The sequence below is a fragment of the Pseudomonas sp. KBS0707 genome, assembly GCF_005937945.2.
GTDB lineage: Bacteria > Pseudomonadota > Gammaproteobacteria > Pseudomonadales > Pseudomonadaceae > Aquipseudomonas > Aquipseudomonas amygdali.
In genome coordinates, this window is record NZ_CP041754.1 from 2,389,697 (window position 1) to 2,406,605 (window position 16,909).

The window sequence follows — 16,909 nt, forward strand, 5'->3', positions numbered from 1 at the left end:
GATGAACAACGAGCCGAAAACCTTGCTGCCTGTCGAAGAGGCTATCGCACGGCTGCTGGCGATGGCCGAGGCCACGCCGATCACTGATCGCCAGCGTGTTCCGCTGGCCGATGCCGAAGGCCGTGTGCTGGCGGTAGATCTGATCTCCAGTCTGGATCTGCCGCCCTGGCCGAACAGCGCCATGGACGGTTATGCCCTGCGCGTAGCGGACTGGAGCGGCGAGCCGTTGACGGTCAGCCAGCGCATCTTTGCCGGTCAGGCACCCGAGCCGCTGGCACCTGGCACCTGTGCACGAATCTTCACCGGTGCGCCGATGCCTGAAGGTGCCGATTGCGTCGAGATGCAGGAAAACGCCGAGGTGCTGGCGGATCAGCGCGTGTGCTTCAGCGAGCCGCTGAGCGTTGGGCAGAACATTCGCCCACAGGGGCAGGAAACCCGCGTCGGCGACACCGTACTGGCGGCCGGGACGCGGCTTGGTCCTATTGAATTGGGCCTGGCCGCTTCGTTGGGCCTCGCCGAGCTTGAGGTGGTCCGACGGGTGCGTGTCGCGGTGCTGTCCACCGGCGACGAGTTGATTGAACCAGGTCAGCCATTAGGGCCGGGGCAGATCTACAACAGCAACCGGGTGTTGCTGTGCAGTTGGCTGAAGCGACTCGAATGCGAGGTCGTGGATGCAGGCATCCTGCCGGACGATCTGGCGAAGACTCGTGCTGCGCTGGCGAATCTGCACGATGTCGACCTGATCCTCTCCACGGGCGGCGTCTCGGTAGGCGAAGCGGATTTCCTTGGTCACGCATTGCGTGAGGAAGGCGAACTGACGCTCTGGAAGCTGGCCATCAAGCCCGGAAAACCGCTGACTTTCGGGCATTTTCGTGGCGTACCGGTGATTGGCCTGCCCGGCAATCCCGCCTCCACGCTGGTCACCTTCGCTTTGCTGGCGCGTGCTTACCTGCTGCGTCGCCAAGGTGTGATTGACGTAGCGCCGTTGCAGTTTCCGGTGCCCGCAGGGTTCGTCTGGACGCGCCCGGGCAATCGTCGCGAATACCTGCGCGGGCGTCTGGAACAGGGCAGGGCCGTGGCCTATCGCAACCAGAGCTCGGGTGTATTGCGCAGCGCTGCCTGGGCTGACGGCCTGATTGAAGTGCGTGAAGGCTCAACCGTGGCCGAAGGGGACTGGGTCAACTTCATCCCGTTGAGTGAAGTGCTGGGCTGAGTGGATTAATGGTTGGGCGGGCACGCATGAGCTACTCTCAACATCGCTGACAAGTTGGGCAACCGGACTTCGCCCTGGAGTATTGTTATGGCGCCATTGAGAGTGGCTTGTGTGATCCCGACCTACAACGGACGCAAGGATCTGGAACGTCTACTGGACTCGCTGGCTACGCAGACTGCGAGCTTCGATACACTGATCGTCGACTCCAGTTCTTCAGATGGCACGCTGGAGCTGGCGCAAGCCCGTTGTGCCAACGTATTGCGCATCGACAGCAAGGACTTCAACCACGGTGGCACCCGGCAGATGATGGTCGATTTGCATCCCGACTACGACGTCTATGTCTATCTGACCCAAGACGCCTACGTTGAAGATATCAATGCCATTGCCAACATTCTGCTGCCTTTCGCCGACCCCAAGGTCGGCGCGGTCTGCGGGCGTCAATTGCCGCACAAGAACGCCAACCTGCTGGCCCAGCATGCACGGTTGTTCAATTACCCTCCGACGTCGCAGATCAAGACTCTGGCCGATGCACGCACGCTGGGCATCAAGACGCCATTCATGTCCAACTCGTTCGCGGCCTATCGCGGTGAAGCGTTGCGGGCGATTGGCGGCTTTCCCCGGCATGTGATTCTTTCCGAAGACATGTACGTCACCGCCAAAATGCTGATCGCTGGCTGGAAAGCAGCCTATGAAGGTTCGGCTGTATGCCGTCATTCGCATAACTACAGCCTGCGTGAGGAGTTTTGCCGTTACTTTGATATCGGTGTGTTCCAGTCCCGTGAAGCGTGGATCTACGAAACCTTTGGTGGCATCGGCGGCGAGGGCATGCGTTACGTCAAGTCCGAGCTTAAATTCCTCGGCCCCCGGCGAATTCTCTGGTGGCCCATGTCGTTTGTACGTAATGCGCTGAAGCTGCTGGCCTACAAACTGAGCAAGCAGGAGAAGCGCCTGCCCCGTGGCGTGAAGAAAAAACTCGGGATGTACAAGCGCTATTGGGACAGTCCTTACGCCTGACCGAACCCTGCGCCGGACGCTGAGCGCCCGGCGTCTGGCACATCAGCTTTTCGCGGCTTCTTCGTCCAGACGGTCGGCCTCGAACAGTTGCGCGAGGTCGGCCCTGGCTTCACGGGCGGTCTGCAGAACCTTGGCGTCGTCGTCATACACTTCATGTTGTGCGGCCAGCACCTGTTCGTCGTGGCGCTTGAAGCGACTGATGCGCGCATCGGCCTGTGCCTCGGTCAGGCCCAGCCCCATCAGGGTCTGACGGCTCATCTCCAGGCTTGAATAGAATGTCTCACGCACGGCATGAGCGCCAATGTCCATCAACCGGTGAACGTGCTGGCGGTTACGTGCACGGGCAATGATCTTCATGTGCGGATACAGCTTGCGGATCAACTCGGCGGTCTTGATATTGGTGTCCGGATCATCCGTCGCAATGACGAAGTATTCCGCTTCATCAACCTTGGCTGCACGCAGTATTTCCGGGCGCAGCGGGTCGCCATAAAACACCGGCACATTGCCGAAGCTGCGCGAAAACTCGATCGATTCCACAGCGGTATCCAGAGCGATGAAAGGGATTTTCTGCGCCCGCAGGATCCGCGCTACGATTTGCCCCATACGGCCCATGCCAGCGATGACCACGCGTGGTTTGTCGGTCTGGATATCGCGGTACTCGTCCGGCACCTCGACAGGCTTGATCCTGGGTTTGATCCAGCGCGCCAAGGCAATGAACAGCAACGGCGTGATCGCCATCGACAAGGTGATGGTCAGCACCAGCATGTCGTACAGCCCGGCCTCGAACAGCCCTTGAGCGCTGCCGATCTTGAACACCACGAAGGCAAATTCGCCACCGGCTGCCAACACCAGGCCCAATTGCAGCGCGCTGCGGTTATTGAGACCGCCAGCGGTACGACCGATCAGGAACAGCATCGGCAGCTTGATTCCGATCAACAGCAGCGTCAGGCTCAGCACCGCGAGGGGCGAACTGAGCAGCAAGCCGACGTTGGCACCCATGCCGACACTGATGAAGAACAGCCCCAGCAACAACCCTTTGAACGGTTTGATCTGTGCTTCCAGTTCGTGACGGTATTCGGAGTCTGCCAATAGCAGACCGGCGAGAAATGCGCCCAGCGCCATGGACACGCCCACCAGTTCCATCAGCCACGCCGTACCAATCACTACCAGCAAGGCAGTGGCGGTCGAGACTTCCTGGATTTTGGTCTTGGCAACGATGCGAAATACCGGACGCAGCAAATAGCGGCCGCCGATCACCACAATGGCAATGCTGCCCAGCACGCGCAGGCCGTGGTTGATGCTTTCGCCGGTGTCCATTGCGTGATCGGCCCCGGCCAGGAATGGCACCATGGCAATCAAGGGAATTGCTGCAATGTCCTGAAACAGCAGGATAGCGAACGCCATCCGGCCATGCGGGCTATTCAACTGCTTGCGCTCGGCCAGACTCTGCAGGCCGAAGGCTGTGGATGACAGCGCCAGGCCAAGACCCAGAATCACCGCAGTGTTCAGCGACTGGCCGAAGGCAAACAACGCGATCCCGCCAATGACCAGGCCCGTCAGCAACACCTGCGCCATGCCTACGCCGAACACCGATTTGCGCATGACCCATAAACGCTTTGGCGACAGCTCAAGACCAATGATGAACAGCAACAAGACCACGCCCAGCTCTGAAATGTGACTGACGCTCTCCGTGTCGCCTATCAAGCCCAGCACCGAAGGGCCGATGATCACTCCCGCGAACAAATAGCCGATCACCGCGCCCAGCTTCAGGCGCTTGGCCAGCGGTACTGTCAGCACGGCGGCGAGTAGAAACACTACTGCGGCCTGCAACAGGCTGCCTTCATGGGGCATGTAAAACTCCTTGGTAATAATTGAACACACTGTTTGAGCAGGGCGGTATTAAAGCATGGGAGTTTTACACGGCAACGTTCATCGCGGCATGACAATAATCAACGCGGTTGATAGAGCGCGTGTGAAGGATGCGAAGGAGAGGAGCAGGGCAGGCTGACGATGCCATTCGTCGCGCATCGGCGTAAGCTATGCGCGCAAACAGGCAGTGCCAACTGCCCGCTCACGAGCATTCAGGAAACCGTTATGACCAACAAGCAGCGTTTGATTTACTCGATTCTGATCGCCCTCGGCGTTCTGGCGATCATGCTGGGCTTGTCGCACCTGCAAAACAGCGGTGTCATCACCGAAAAAACCTTTCAGTACATCGCAATCAGCGTGGCCGTACTGGTCGTGATTCTTAACGGGATCATGCGCCGCAAGGTCAAGCGGTAAGCGCGGCAAGTGGCAAGGATGACGAGGCCCGTTTTACTGGGCACCATCCTTGCTCGCATCACCCAGCCATTGTCGGGCACGAGGGTGCAGGCTGTAGGTCTTGTCGTCATTGAGATGAATCACGCCTTCATCGCACAGGCGCTTGAGCACTTCGCGCACACTTAGAAACGACAGCGGTACATCAAGCCTGAGCAGCTGGCTGTGCACGCCCCGTACTCCCAATGGCTGGCCTTCCTCGCTCGATACCAGAAGCGCATCGAGCACCTTGAGCCTGACCAGGCTGGTACGCAGACCAAAGCTTTTCAGAAGCAGTCGGATGTGCTCGTTTCCGGGCCGCTCGGTCTCCAGAGCGGGCGACTGTGCCTGCGCAGCCAGTGCTGTTTGGCGCAGCAGGGTGCGAGTCGTGATTCCTTGGCGATTGAACATCCACAAACTCCTTTTCAGGCTTTTTTAAACAATCTCAGTTACTAAGACGAACGAGCGCAGCAAAACCTCAGTTATCAATGGAAAAAAATAAAAACGCCAACACGCACGGGGTGGCCGCAGCGCTGTGCGTTTCAGGGTAGATGAAGATCGGGCAGTCGCGAGGGGACGGTTGATCCGGCTATCGGCGGATACAAAATCGCTCTGCGTCAGTCAGGTGCGCGAGAGCGCTCAGCCTTTCGGAGCGTCGGGTATCCGGCGGTTGAGCACCGGGTTGCCGTTCTGGTTCTGCGTGACATAAACCGGCAGCACCTTGGGCAGAGAGGCCAGCAGGCTGGACAGGTCGCGCGTGTTGAAACTGCCGCCAAGGCGCATGGCACCGGTTGCGGTATCGGCCAGCAGAATAGGCGTTTGCAGGTAGCGATTGATCAGTGGCAAGGCCTGGCTGAGAGGCAGATCATTGAAGATCAGCTTGCCATTACGCCACGCCAGGCTCGAATCCTTTGTGTCGGTCTGGCTGATCAGGGGCGCGTCGTCGCCTGCCTTGTAGCTGGCCTGCATGCCAGGGTCAAGATGATGGCTTGACGACGGATGTGCGCGATCACTGCTGACCTGAACCGAGCCCTCGACCAGCGTTACACGTACCTGGTCCTGATACATCCACACATTGAAGCGTGTGCCCGTGACCTTGATGCTGCCCTTGCCGGCATCGACTACAAAAGGGTGCGTGCTGTCGTGGCTGACCTCAAAGAACGCCTCACCCTTTTTCAGCGTGACGCTGCGTCTATCCTTGTAGTTGGCGTAGGTCAGCTCGGTGCCGAGGTTCAGTTCGGCACGGCTGCCATCTGCCAGTACCACAAGACGCGTCGCGGTATCGGCGTTGTAGGACTCGTAAGTGTCAGGCAGCCAGCCCTGATTCCAGCCCACATAACCGGTGACCGGCACAGCCAGAGCAATGACCGCCGCGGCAGCCGCGAGTGGTGCCAGGCGGCGCTTGCGACGAAGTACGGGCTGGTTGTTCTGTGTAGCCTGAATCGGGAGTGCCGGGGCCGGATTGAGCGGTTCGATTTGTCCGGTAATGTCCCAGACTTCCCGCATCGCCTCATACTCCATCGCATGCAGAGGATGGGCCTTCAGCCATTGCTCGAACGCTTTTCGTTCTGCGGCGGTGCAGTCTTCGGCGTGCAGGCGCATGCACCAATGCGCAGCGGCATCGGTGATCGCGTCGTGTTCTGCCTTGCTGAAAAGAGGGTCGCTCATGGGCGCTCCGGCCTATACCGTCGGCGCATTCTACCCTTGGATGTCAGGGAGAGAGAACATTTGCAGGATATTACCCGTCAACGCACAGCGTAATTCCTTGTGAATGCAAGCAGCTCTCATTGAAACCTTTCCGCGACAATCGAGTACGTGCAGTGCGCAGGGAGTTTTTTTGCAGGGCCTGCAGCGCTACTCTCGGTGCTGTTATTTCGTGTGGTTGTTCCCGGTACCTTGCCATGACATGAACAGGAGTCTCAGATGTCCGCCATCCCTAACGATCAGCCGGCCCGGACCGTTTCATATCAGCAACTGACAGATTTGTTGCGGCGGATCTTCCTTGCACACGGCACCTCCCCGGAGGTTGCCGATGTGCTTGCCGAGAACTGCGCCAGCGCTCAGCGCGACGGCTCGCACAGTCATGGCATCTTTCGCATGCCTGGCTACATCTCATCGCTGAACAGCGGCTGGGTGGATGGCAAGGCAGTGCCGTTGATCGAGGATGTCGGTGCTGCATTTGTCAGGGTCGACGCCGGCAACGGCTTTGCCCAGCCTGCGCTGGCGGCGGCCAGTTCATTGCTGATCGACAAAGTGCGCAGTGCCGGGATTGCGGTTCTGGCGATACGCAATTCTCATCACTTTGCCGCGCTGTGGCCGGATGTCGAACCTTTCGCCGAACAGGGGCTGGTCGCCCTGAGCATGGTCAACAGTATGACCTGCGTTGTGCCACACGGTGCGCGTCAGCCCCTGTTAGGCACCAACCCTATTGCCTTCGCTGCACCGCGTGCGGGGGGCGAGCCTGTTGTTTTCGACCTGGCAACCAGCGCCATTGCCCATGGTGATGTTCAGATCGCAGCGCGGGAAGGGCGATTGCTACCAGCGGGTATGGGCGTGGACCGCGAGGGCCGGCCTACTGAAGATCCTCGCGCCATTCTCGATGGCGGGGCACTACTGCCCTTTGGCGGTCATAAGGGGTCCGCATTGTCGATGATGGTCGAACTGCTGGCGGCAGGGCTGACAGGCGGTAATTTCTCTTTCGAGTTCGACTGGTCGAAGCATCCCGGCGCGGGGACACCCTGGACAGGTCAGTTGCTGATCGTCATCGATCCGGACAAAGGCAGCGGTCAGCATTTTGCACTGCGTAGCGAGGAACTGGTAAGGCAGCTTCACGGGGCAGGGCAGGAGCGCCTGCCGGGGGACCGACGCTACAGCGAGCGTGCGCGGTCGATGGCGCACGGTATCGACATCGCTGAGGCTGATCTGGAGCGCTTGCAGGGTCTGGCGGGCGGTTGAGCCGTTTACAAATTCGCTGACCATTCGTCGCAGTCAGTCTTGTGTCGGCGCTCGGTTCTAAATACTGTATGCATGAACAGTAAAGAAAGAATGAGGTCTGTCATGTCCCTTAAGTCAGTGCAAACGTCAGTACAAAGCCCGGTTGCTCAGCAGCATCGTACCCTCTCTACCGTCAATGAAATGCAGCGTGAGGATTTCCTCCGGCTGGCGGCAGGTCTGCGTCAGTTCAATGGCTACGAGCAGGATGTATCGATAGCCATTGCGGCAGCCCGCGCGAGTGGCGAATTCCGTCAGGCCAGCGCGATGGAATAGTGCTGCTGGTAGCGGCCATGATGCGTCTCGGGTTGATTGTGAGTATATGTAACGTATATGCTTCATATATTAAATTTGAGGTGAATCATGGGTCTGGTAAAGATTTCCGAAAACATGCACGCCAACCTGCGCTCTGCCAGCGTTGCGCTCAGTCGCTCCATCAATGCGCAGGCTGAGCACTGGATGCGCATCGGCATGCTTGCCGAATTGCACCCGGCACTGGATTACAGCGAGATCTGCCAGATGTTGATCCGTATCGAGAACGCAGGCGGCACGGTGCTGACTGCTTCGAACTTCAACGTTGCAGAGCTTTCTGCGTCCAGCCTTTCCAAGGCGGCCTCATGAGCAGCGCCATCGGTATCAAGACCGAACAGGACCTTGTGCAGTTGCGCATAGCCGGCAGGCTGGCTGCCGATGTACTCGCAATGATCACGCCTTACGTCAAGGCTGGCGTGAGCACCGAAGCGCTGGACGATATCTGCAACGAGTACATCGTCAAGGAGTTGAAAGTGATTCCCGCGAATGTGGGCTATCACGGTTTTACCAAGACCACCTGCATCTCTCCCAATGCAGTGGTCTGTCATGGCATACCTTCTGCCACCGATATTCTGAAAGATGGCGATATCGTCAATATCGATGTCGCGGTCATCAAGGATGGCTGGTACGGCGATACCAGCCGTATGTATCTGGTCGGGGAGGTCAGCCCCTTGGCAAAACGTCTTGTCGAGACGACCTACGAAGCAACCCGCGCCGGTATTCATGCAGTGCGCCCGGGTGCGACGCTGGGTGATATCGGTTATGCCATTCAGAGCATCGCTCATCGTGAAGGCTTCAGTGTGGTGCGTGAATATTGCGGGCACGGCATTGGCCGCAAGTACCATGAAGAGCCCCAGGTTCTGCACTACGGCGCTCAGGGCAAGGGCCTCAAGCTGAAGCCGGGCATGGTGTTCACCATCGAACCGATGATCAATGCCGGCAGGGCCGGTACTCGTACTCTGCCGGATGGCTGGACGGTTCTGACCAGCGATCTTTCATTGTCTGCGCAATGGGAGCATATGGTTGCAGTCACTTCGACCGGTTTTGAACTGCTGACGCCCTGGCCTGAGGGGACGGGCGATTATCCTGCCATTTAAACGTCAGTGGTCTGGCGATTTATGTACACAAAAAATGGCCTTGTCGAAAGGCCATTTTTTTGATCAGGGGTGATGTTTCAGTACTGCGGCGAAGATCTTTTCCAGCTTACTTCTGTTACGCCAAAACGCTCGGCTTGCAAGGTCGCCATTCCTATCGGCCCAGCAGACATATTGTTACTCACTGTGCCGACGCCGGCGTGTAGCGTTGCGCAGTGCAATGCGTCGCACTGGCACATTTGCCTGGTCTGGTGCAGAAAGCAACGAGGTTCGCCATTGAACTGATAGTGAATTTCAAATTCCGTTTGATGATTCATCTTTCCTGCTCGTAAGCCTGACGGCATGCCATCAAAATAGTGTGATTTTTCCAGTGGGGCATGCGCAAGAAGCCTTCTCCGGTCACGTTGCTGTCTTCAGAGCGTAGAACGAAAATCGCGTTGTTTCGAGATGTGGTTGCCAGTTGTCCGATGAGTGGTTTTGGATTCACTCATACGCATGAATGGATGACCCAATGGTCATCCAAACGAAGATCTTCTGTTTTGAAACAAGCCTCATTTACATGCCTTGAGGTCTACCGGGCCGACAAAATCATTACCCCGACCCATAACGCAGGCGACCTGCTGATTGCGCTGGCGCTCCCAGGCCTGGGGCGGATAAGTCTTGTCCCAGGCTTGATAAAGCTGTTGGTCCTGACGCGACAGGCGCAAGTTGTATTGCTTGCTCATGTAGAAGTAGGTGCGGGCGATCATGCCGCGAATGGAAGGGCGAGGCATGACCTTTTTCGCCTTGAAATCCACTTGCGTCAGGCAAGAACCGTACTGGCCTTTTTGCTCGGGTATCCAGCCAAAGCTGAAGTTGCTGCGGTCGCCATTCACTTCGCCGATGCTGGGCACCAGGTTATGCAGGTCTGCCTCGGCGCGTTTATAAACGGCATCGGTCTTTGTGCAGTTTTTGCGCCCGCCGTTCTGCCAGCATTGGCGCAGATGGCCGATCTGCCAGGCTGGAACAATGTGCTCCCATTCAATGCGACTGGCGCGCTTGGCGCTCTTGCGCGGGACATAGCCGCAGCCAGCAATATCGACCCGGTTGCCGGTGTATTTACAGCCGCAGTAAAATTCGGTCGATTGTGGTGCATATAACCCCCAGGCGACTTTCTTGGCTTCGCTGAAAGTACGCGGAGCTTGGGCCTGAGCGCTGAATGAAGCGGTGATGAGCAGGGTGGTGCAAAGCAGTGTCGAGAATCGAAACATCATGCCGTCAGTCTTCCTTCGGCAACGTCCAGAATATTTGCACACCACCATCGTCGCGCCAGGCGAGGGTGACGTTGTCGTTCTCGGCTATTTCTTCAAGAAGCTGCGCCCAGTCGTCCTCTGACTCATCCGGTTGACGAAAAAGCAGGGCAGCCCTGGATTTCTGCGCGGTAGGCGAGTTGATGATCTTCTGTACCCGCATGCCCATGCGCTCGTAAGGGCCGGGAGTGGAGGCGGTCGCTGCGGTTTGTTTGGCCACGGATAGGGTTCCTGATTTTCGCTGTACGGGCATACAGTATTTCAGTGTCGGATCTTTCGCAACATCTATGTAAGATAAAGCGCTTGAAATGGCACACTATTGTCTTGAAAAACCAACGCTCCCGGAGTCGCGTATGAATATCAAGTCACTGACATTTCCGTTACTGGCCGCAACTGCTGTACTGCTGGCAGGCTGTTCCACGCCTTCGGTCGTCACGCTTCAGAACGGCACACAATACATCACCAAGGACATGCCCAAGACCAAGAGTCGTGATGGTTTCTACGAGTTTGAAGACATCTCCGGCAAGAGAGTCCGGATCAAGGCCGACGAAGTGGCTACGGTCAGACCGGAGGAGTGAAATCCGACTGAACGCTAATGCTCGTTCCCTGTGCGTTGGGGGCGAGCAGTACAAACAGATTTCATTTTCGACGGATTGACAAACCCTGCGGGTTTTTTCATAGTTCATCCCTCGCAAACGTTTGCGTGTTGATGCATTGCATCGACCCTGCGTCGTTCGCCCGAACAATAATCACAAGATCGGAGATGAACTCATGAAGCTGCCATTTGCTGGACGCCTTCTCGCTGTCGCCATGTTCGCTGCTGTCACGGCAGTCATGCCCCTCTCTGCTGCATACGCTCAGACGCCTGAAAAACCCAAGGTCGCATTGGTGATGAAGTCGCTCGCCAATGAATTTTTCCTGACCATGGAAGACGGTGCCAAGGCTTATCAGAAAGAGCACGCCACCGACTTCGACCTTATTTCCAACGGGATCAAGGACGAGTCAGACACCTCTGCGCAGATTCGTATCGTCGAGCAGATGATTGTCTCCAAAGTCGACGCCCTGGTGATCGCGCCTGCCGACTCCAAGGCGTTGGTGCCGGTGCTCAAGAAAGCTACAGACGCCGGTATCAAAGTCGTCAATATCGACAACCAGCTTGATCCCGACGTGCTCAAAAGCAAAAGCCTGATGATCCCGTTCGTGGGTCCGGACAACCGCAAAGGTGCCGAGCTGGTAGGCGACTACCTGGCCAAGCAGCTCAAGAGCGGTGACGAAGTCGGCATTATCGAAGGCGTGCCGACCACCACTAACGCTCAGCAACGCACCGCCGGTTTCAAGGATGCCATGGACAAAGCGCAGATGAAGGTTGTGTCTGTACAGTCCGGCAACTGGGAAATCGACAAGGGCAACGCCGTTGCTTCGGCAATGCTCAATGAATACCCGAACCTGAAGGCCCTGCTGGCCGGCAACGACAGCATGGCGCTGGGGGCGGTTTCTGCAGTGCGTGCAGCAGGCAAGGCTGGCAAGGTCATAGTGGTGGGTTACGACAACATCAACGCGATTAAACCGATGCTCAAGGATGGCCGAGTGCTGGCCACTGCTGACCAGTTTGCAGCCAAACAAGCGGTCTTCGGTATTGAAGCTGCGTTGAAGCTGGTCAAAGGCGAGAAGGTCGACACCAACGAAAAAGGCGTCATCGAAACGCCGGTAGAACTCGTTACCAAACCTTGATCCACGCCGCGTAAAGGTGCCCGTCCTTGCAGGACGGGCGCTGGGAGAAATGTATGTCAGCGTCTGTTCAGACAGCTGTTCTTTCGGTCAGTGGCATCGGTAAAACCTACGCTCAACCCGTGCTCGGTGACGTCGATCTGACGTTGATGCGTGGCGAAGTGCTGGCCCTGACCGGGGAAAACGGTGCCGGTAAAAGCACCTTGTCGAAAATCATTGGCGGCCTGGTGACGCCCACTACCGGGCGCATGGAGTTTCAAGGGCAGCCTTATGAACCTGTGAGTCGTACCCAGGCCGAAAAGCTCGGGGTTCGCATGGTCATGCAGGAGCTCAACCTGCTGCCGGCCCTGACCGTTGCCGAAAACCTGTTCCTTGACGACCTGCCACGTCGTGCTGGCTGGATCGACCGCAAGCGCCTGCGTGAAAACGCGATCAAGGCTATGGCTCAGGTGGGTCTGGACGCTATTGATCCCGATACGCTGGTCGGCGATTTGGGGATCGGTCATCAGCAGATGGTCGAGATCGCTCGCAACCTGGTTGGCGACTGCCATGTGCTGATCCTCGACGAGCCTACTGCCATGCTCACCTCCCGCGAGGTGGAAATGCTGTTCGAGCAGATCACGCGGCTGCAGGCTCGTGGTGTCTCGATCATCTACATCTCCCACCGGCTTGAGGAGCTTGCCAGAGTGTCTCAGCGCATAGCCGTACTGCGCGATGGCAAGCTGGTGTGCGTCGAGCCAATTGCCCGCTACAACAGCGAGCAACTGGTCACGTTGATGGTCGGCCGTGAACTTGGCGAACACATGGACATGGGCACCCGGCAGATTGGCGAAGTAGCGCTGTCAGTCAAGGGGCTCAGTCGTGCCGGCAAGGTTCAGGATGTTTCGTTCGATGTGCGACGAGGTGAAATCTTCGGTATTTCCGGGCTGATCGGTGCCGGGCGCACCGAGTTGCTGCGCCTGATCTACGGTGCAGATGTTGCCGACAGTGGTGCGATTGAAGTTGGGCAGCCACTGCAAGCCGTCACCATCCGTTCACCCTCGGACGCCGTGGAGCACGGTATTGCCCTGATCACGGAAGACCGCAAGAGCGAAGGACTGCTGATGTCGCAGTCAATCAGCGCCAACATTGCGCTGGGTAATATGCATTCGATCTCCAGAGCAGGCCTGGTCAACACCGATGACGAACTGAAGCTGGCGCAGCGCCAGGTGGCTGCCATGCGTATTCGCAGTTCCAGTCCGGACCAGCTGGTCTCCGAGCTGTCAGGCGGTAATCAGCAGAAGGTCGTGATCGGTCGCTGGCTGGAACGTGATTGCCCGGTGATGCTGTTCGACGAGCCGACGCGAGGCATCGACGTCGGTGCCAAATTCGATATCTACGCGCTGCTGGCCGAATTGACCCGTCAGGGCAGGGCGCTGGTGGTGGTTTCCAGTGATCTGCGCGAACTGATGTTGATCTGCGATCGTATCGGTGTGCTGTCTGCCGGTCGCCTGATCGACACGTTCGAGCGCGACAGCTGGACCCAGGACCAATTGCTTGCCGCTGCCTTCGCCGGTTATCAGAAACGTGACGCGCTGCTCAATGACGCCGCGCCCAGGAACGACTCATGAAAAATACTCCTTCTCCGACGCTGACCGTGCCGGCCCGTCGCGGCGGCAATTACTTTGGTCTTGGCACCTACATCGGGCTGGCGGGTGCGCTGCTGGTGATGATCGTGCTGTTTTCCCTGCTCAGCGATCACTTTCTGTCCTATCAGACATTCAGCATGCTGGCCAACCAGATCCCTGACCTGATGGTGCTGTCGGTCGGCATGACGCTTATCCTCATCATCGGCGGTATCGACCTGTCCGTTGGGTCGGTGTTGGCGCTGGCTGCTTCGGCTGTGAGTGTGGCCATCCTGGGCTGGGGCTGGAGTGTGTTCCCGGCCGCCTTGCTAGGCATCGCCTGCGCGACCCTGGCAGGCACGATTACCGGCTCCATTACCGTTGCCTGGCGCATCCCTTCGTTCATCGTCTCCCTCGGTGTGCTGGAGATGGCTCGTGGCGCGGCCTACCAGATGACCAATTCGCGCACTGCTTATATCGGTGATTCGTTCGCCTGGCTGTCTGACCCGATCGCGTTCGGTATCGCGCCGTCCTTCATCATCGCACTGCTGGTTATTTTCATTGCTCAGGCGGTGCTGACCCGTACCGTTTTTGGTCGCTACCTGATCGGCATCGGCACCAATGAAGAAGCGGTGCGTCTGGCCGGTATCAATCCCAAACCCTACAAGATTCTGGTGTTCTCGCTGATGGGCCTGTTGGCCGGTGTGGCGGCGCTGTTTCAGATATCGCGACTGGAAGCGGCTGATCCGAATGCCGGTGCCGGGCTTGAGCTGCAAGTGATTGCCGCCGTCGTGATCGGTGGCACCAGCCTGATGGGCGGGCGCGGTTCGATCATCAGTACTTTTTTCGGCGTGCTGATCATTTCGGTACTGGCCGCAGGCCTGGCGCAGATCGGTGCGACCGAGCCGACCAAACGCATCATCACTGGTGCGGTGATTGTGATCGCAGTAGTGCTGGACACCTACCGCAGTCACCGGGCACGGCGCCAGGGCTGATATGGCGACTATCAAGGATGTCGCGGCGCTGGCGGGAATCTCGTACACCACGGTTTCCCATGTGCTGAACAAGACCCGGCCGGTGAGCGAGCCGGTCAGGCTCAAGGTCGAGGCGGCCATCGCGCAGCTCGATTATGTGCCCAGCGCCGTGGCGCGTTCGCTGAAGGCCAGGAGCACATCGACTATCGGCCTGTTGATTCCCAACGGTATGAATCCGTATTTCGCCGAGTTGGCGAGGGGCATCGAGGACTACTGTGAGCGCAACGGTTTTTGCGTGATCCTCTGTAATTCCGACGACAAGCCGGAAAAACAGCGCAGTTACGTGCGTGTTTTGCTGGAAAAGCGCGTTGACGGGTTGATTGTCTCGTCTGTGGCGGGTGATGCCAGCGTCGCCTGTGGCCTCACCGAGGTGCGCACGCCGCTGGTAATCGTCGACCGCGAGCTGCAAGGCATCGAAGCTGACATGGTGCGCATCGATCACGAGCAGGGTGCCTGGCTGGCAACCCGACATCTGCTTGATCTGGGGCATCGTCACATTGCCTGCATTGGCGGGCCGCGTGACAGCATGGTTGCCGAGATGCGCCTGGCGGGTTATCGGCGGGCCATGCAGCAGGCATCTGTCGAGGTCGGCCCGGATTGGGCGGTGCACAGCGAATTTACCAGTTCGGCTGGCCATGCGGCTGCGAAGCTGCTGCTGGCCGGTCATGCGCCAACAGCGATCTTTGCCGGCAACGACGTCATCGCTATCGGTGTGCTGCGCGCTGCCGCCGAGCGTTCGATTCGCGTGCCTCAGGATTTGTCGGTCATCGGTTTTGATGACATTCAGATGAGCCGCTACGTCTATCCGGCCCTCACCACCGTGGGGCAATCGATCATGCAACTGGGCGAAACCGCCGCCGAAATGTTGTTAAACCGAATCGCCGCACCGCATACAGTTCCTGTCGAAAAAAGACTCGTGACGCCTTGCGTCGTGGTGCGCGAGTCCACGGCAGCGCCGAACACTTTGTCCAATGAATGACGCGCACGCACAGCAACGGATTAATGAGCCATGCAAGCAAAAATAGTGATAGTGGGCAGTCTGAACATGGATCTGGTCATCCGCGCCCAGCGTCTGCCGCGCCCCGGCGAGACGCTGAGCGGGGAAACGTTCGACACCGTGCCTGGCGGTAAAGGCGCCAATCAGGCAGTTGCCGCAGCGCGCCTGGGTGGCAGTGTGGCGATGATCGGCTGTGTGGGTGCCGATGCCTACGGGGAACAACTGCGTGCAGCATTGCTGGCTGAGCATATCGACTGTCAGGCCGTGACGGTCGTTGAAGGCGTATCCACCGGGATCGCTTCGATTGTGGTCGACGCCAGCAGTCAGAATGCAATTGTCATTGTTGCCGGCGGCAATGGTCGGCTCACTCCGGCATTGATCGAGCGTTTCGACGCATTGCTGGCGGGTTCCGGGATCGTCATTTGCCAGCTTGAAGTACCGACTGAAACAGTTTTCCACACCCTGACCCGCGCCCGCGCGCTGGGCAAGACCGTCATTCTCAATCCTGCCCCGGCCAGCGAGCCTTTGCCGGCAAACTGGTATGGCCTGATCGACTATCTGATCCCCAATGAAAGCGAGGCGCAGACCCTGACCGGTGTGACTGTCGACTCCTCGGCGGCGGCTGAAGAAGCGGCAGCGGCCATGCTGGCGGCCGGGGCGCGCAACGTAATCATTACCCTGGGTGAACGCGGAACCCTGTTCGCCAGTGCTGCGGGCGTGGAACATATCCCTGCGCGTCGTGTACAGGCCGTGGACACCACCGCTGCAGGTGATACCTTTGTCGGTGGTTTTGCCGCAGCACTGGCGGCGGGTCAGAGTGAATCGCAGGCCATTCGCTTCGGTCAGGCCGCGGCAGCCATATCCGTGACCCGCGCGGGTGCCCAGCCGTCCATCCCGACGTTCGAGGAAGTAAAGGAATTCGATTCACTATGAAAAAGACCCCGCTACTCAACATTGCCCTGTCTCGCGTCATTGCGTCGCTGGGGCATGGCGACATCCTGATGATCGTCGACGCTGGAATGCCAGTACCGGCAGGCGTCGAGCTGATCGACCTGGCGCTGACTCGCGGCGTACCTGATTTCGTCAGTGTGCTGGACGTGGTGCTGAGTGAGATGCAGGTCGAAAGCCATGTGCTGTCCAACGAAATGGCCGAGGTCAAGCCGCCCGCATTGCAGGTCATCGAAAGCCTGAACCTTGATGATCAATTGGGTCAGCAGCGCTGGATAAGCCATGAGGACCTGAAAGTATTGAGCCGCAAGGCCAAGGCAATCATCCGTACCGGAGAATGCCAGCCGTACAGTAATGTGGCGCTGGTTTCCGGAGTTGTGTTCTAGC

At 58.3% G+C, this 16,909-nt stretch carries 20 protein-coding genes; 14 read left to right on the forward strand and 6 right to left on the reverse strand.

What is annotated here, in order from left to right; genetic code table 11:
* Position 1 precedes the first annotated feature (1 nt).
* On the forward strand, positions 2–1,213 hold the full coding sequence (glp, locus tag FFH21_RS11210) for a gephyrin-like molybdotransferase Glp (RefSeq protein ID WP_011168385.1): 1,212 nt from the start codon (positions 2–4) through the stop codon (positions 1,211–1,213).
* An 87-nt stretch (positions 1,214–1,300) separates the two neighbouring features.
* Positions 1,301–2,227, forward strand: coding sequence for a glycosyltransferase family 2 protein (locus FFH21_RS11215; protein WP_004665151.1), 927 nt, complete (start codon positions 1,301–1,303; stop codon positions 2,225–2,227).
* A 42-nt stretch (positions 2,228–2,269) separates the two neighbouring features.
* On the opposite strand, the gene FFH21_RS11220 is transcribed toward FFH21_RS11215, so the two are convergent.
* A complete protein-coding gene (locus FFH21_RS11220; protein WP_011168386.1) occupies positions 2,270–4,078 on the reverse strand; it encodes a monovalent cation:proton antiporter-2 (CPA2) family protein in 1,809 nt (602 codons plus the stop codon).
* Between the two features lie 243 nt (positions 4,079–4,321).
* On the opposite strand from FFH21_RS11220, the gene FFH21_RS11225 reads away from it, so the two are divergent.
* The gene (locus FFH21_RS11225; RefSeq protein ID WP_005779813.1) at positions 4,322–4,510 is read left to right on the forward strand and encodes a hypothetical protein; all 189 of its coding nucleotides are present in this window, start codon (positions 4,322–4,324) and stop codon (positions 4,508–4,510) included.
* A gap of 33 nt (positions 4,511–4,543) precedes the next feature.
* On the opposite strand, the gene FFH21_RS11230 is transcribed toward FFH21_RS11225, so the two are convergent.
* Together FFH21_RS11230 and FFH21_RS11235 are read right to left on the reverse strand one after the other, a co-directional pair.
* Positions 4,544–4,936 carry a Fe2+/Zn2+ uptake regulation protein gene (locus FFH21_RS11230; RefSeq protein ID WP_002553137.1) on the reverse strand — a complete coding sequence of 131 codons (393 nt, stop codon included), beginning with the start codon at positions 4,934–4,936 and terminating at the stop codon, positions 4,544–4,546.
* A gap of 228 nt (positions 4,937–5,164) precedes the next feature.
* On the reverse strand, positions 5,165–6,193 hold the full coding sequence (locus FFH21_RS11235; RefSeq protein WP_004665154.1) for a FecR family protein: 1,029 nt from the start codon (positions 6,191–6,193) through the stop codon (positions 5,165–5,167).
* Between the two features lie 255 nt (positions 6,194–6,448).
* Between FFH21_RS11235 and FFH21_RS11240 the strand changes: the two genes are divergently transcribed.
* From FFH21_RS11240 to map, 4 genes are all read left to right on the forward strand, one after another.
* Positions 6,449–7,480, forward strand: coding sequence for an Ldh family oxidoreductase (locus FFH21_RS11240; protein WP_011168387.1), 1,032 nt, complete (start codon positions 6,449–6,451; stop codon positions 7,478–7,480).
* Between the two features lie 102 nt (positions 7,481–7,582).
* On the forward strand, positions 7,583–7,792 hold the full coding sequence (locus FFH21_RS11245; RefSeq protein WP_004662355.1) for a hypothetical protein: 210 nt from the start codon (positions 7,583–7,585) through the stop codon (positions 7,790–7,792).
* A gap of 87 nt (positions 7,793–7,879) precedes the next feature.
* Complete coding sequence (locus tag FFH21_RS11250; RefSeq protein WP_002553140.1) at positions 7,880–8,137, forward strand: ParD-like family protein; 258 nt, start codon at positions 7,880–7,882, stop codon at positions 8,135–8,137.
* Complete coding sequence (map, locus tag FFH21_RS11255; protein ID WP_004665156.1) at positions 8,134–8,925, forward strand: type I methionyl aminopeptidase; 792 nt, start codon at positions 8,134–8,136, stop codon at positions 8,923–8,925. Before FFH21_RS11250 ends, map begins: the two co-directional genes overlap by 4 nt.
* A 77-nt stretch (positions 8,926–9,002) precedes the next feature.
* Here the strand turns inward: map and FFH21_RS11260 are convergent, their stop codons facing one another.
* From FFH21_RS11260 to FFH21_RS11270, 3 genes are all read right to left on the reverse strand, one after another.
* Positions 9,003–9,239, reverse strand: a complete 237-nt coding sequence (locus FFH21_RS11260; RefSeq protein WP_032704161.1) for a DUF6555 family protein — start codon at positions 9,237–9,239, stop codon at positions 9,003–9,005.
* 234 nt (positions 9,240–9,473) lie between these two features.
* Positions 9,474–10,175: an endonuclease gene (locus FFH21_RS11265; RefSeq protein WP_004665158.1), complete on the reverse strand. Its 702-nt coding sequence runs from the start codon at positions 10,173–10,175 to the stop codon at positions 9,474–9,476.
* Positions 10,176–10,179: 4 nt separating this feature from the next.
* A complete protein-coding gene (locus tag FFH21_RS11270) occupies positions 10,180–10,431 on the reverse strand; it encodes a DUF1654 domain-containing protein (protein ID WP_004662361.1) in 252 nt (83 codons plus the stop codon).
* Between the two features lie 133 nt (positions 10,432–10,564).
* Here FFH21_RS11270 and FFH21_RS11275 point away from each other — a divergent pair, with 133 nt between their 5' ends.
* The 7 genes from FFH21_RS11275 (at position 10,565) to rbsD (ending at position 16,908) form a co-directional block, all read left to right on the forward strand.
* The gene (locus tag FFH21_RS11275) at positions 10,565–10,789 is read left to right on the forward strand and encodes a YgdI/YgdR family lipoprotein (protein WP_002553145.1); all 225 of its coding nucleotides are present in this window, start codon (positions 10,565–10,567) and stop codon (positions 10,787–10,789) included.
* Positions 10,790–11,021: 232 nt separating this feature from the next.
* A complete protein-coding gene (locus FFH21_RS11280; RefSeq protein ID WP_371217791.1) occupies positions 11,022–11,942 on the forward strand; it encodes a sugar ABC transporter substrate-binding protein in 921 nt (306 codons plus the stop codon).
* A 53-nt stretch (positions 11,943–11,995) separates the two neighbouring features.
* Entirely contained in the window at positions 11,996–13,549 is a 1,554-nt protein-coding gene (locus FFH21_RS11285; protein WP_011168391.1) for a sugar ABC transporter ATP-binding protein, read from the forward strand.
* Entirely contained in the window at positions 13,546–14,538 is a 993-nt protein-coding gene (locus FFH21_RS11290; protein ID WP_002553148.1) for an ABC transporter permease, read from the forward strand. The genes FFH21_RS11285 and FFH21_RS11290 overlap by 4 nt, the downstream gene beginning before the upstream one ends.
* 1 nt (position 14,539) lies before the next feature.
* On the forward strand, positions 14,540–15,556 hold the full coding sequence (locus FFH21_RS11295; protein WP_011168392.1) for a LacI family DNA-binding transcriptional regulator: 1,017 nt from the start codon (positions 14,540–14,542) through the stop codon (positions 15,554–15,556).
* Positions 15,557–15,586: 30 nt separating this feature from the next.
* Positions 15,587–16,507 carry a ribokinase gene (gene rbsK / locus FFH21_RS11300; RefSeq protein ID WP_004665169.1) on the forward strand — a complete coding sequence of 307 codons (921 nt, stop codon included), beginning with the start codon at positions 15,587–15,589 and terminating at the stop codon, positions 16,505–16,507.
* Positions 16,504–16,908, forward strand: a complete 405-nt coding sequence (rbsD, locus tag FFH21_RS11305) for a D-ribose pyranase (protein ID WP_004644075.1) — start codon at positions 16,504–16,506, stop codon at positions 16,906–16,908. The genes rbsK and rbsD overlap by 4 nt, the downstream gene beginning before the upstream one ends.
* The last annotated feature ends 1 nt before the right edge of the window (position 16,909 follow it).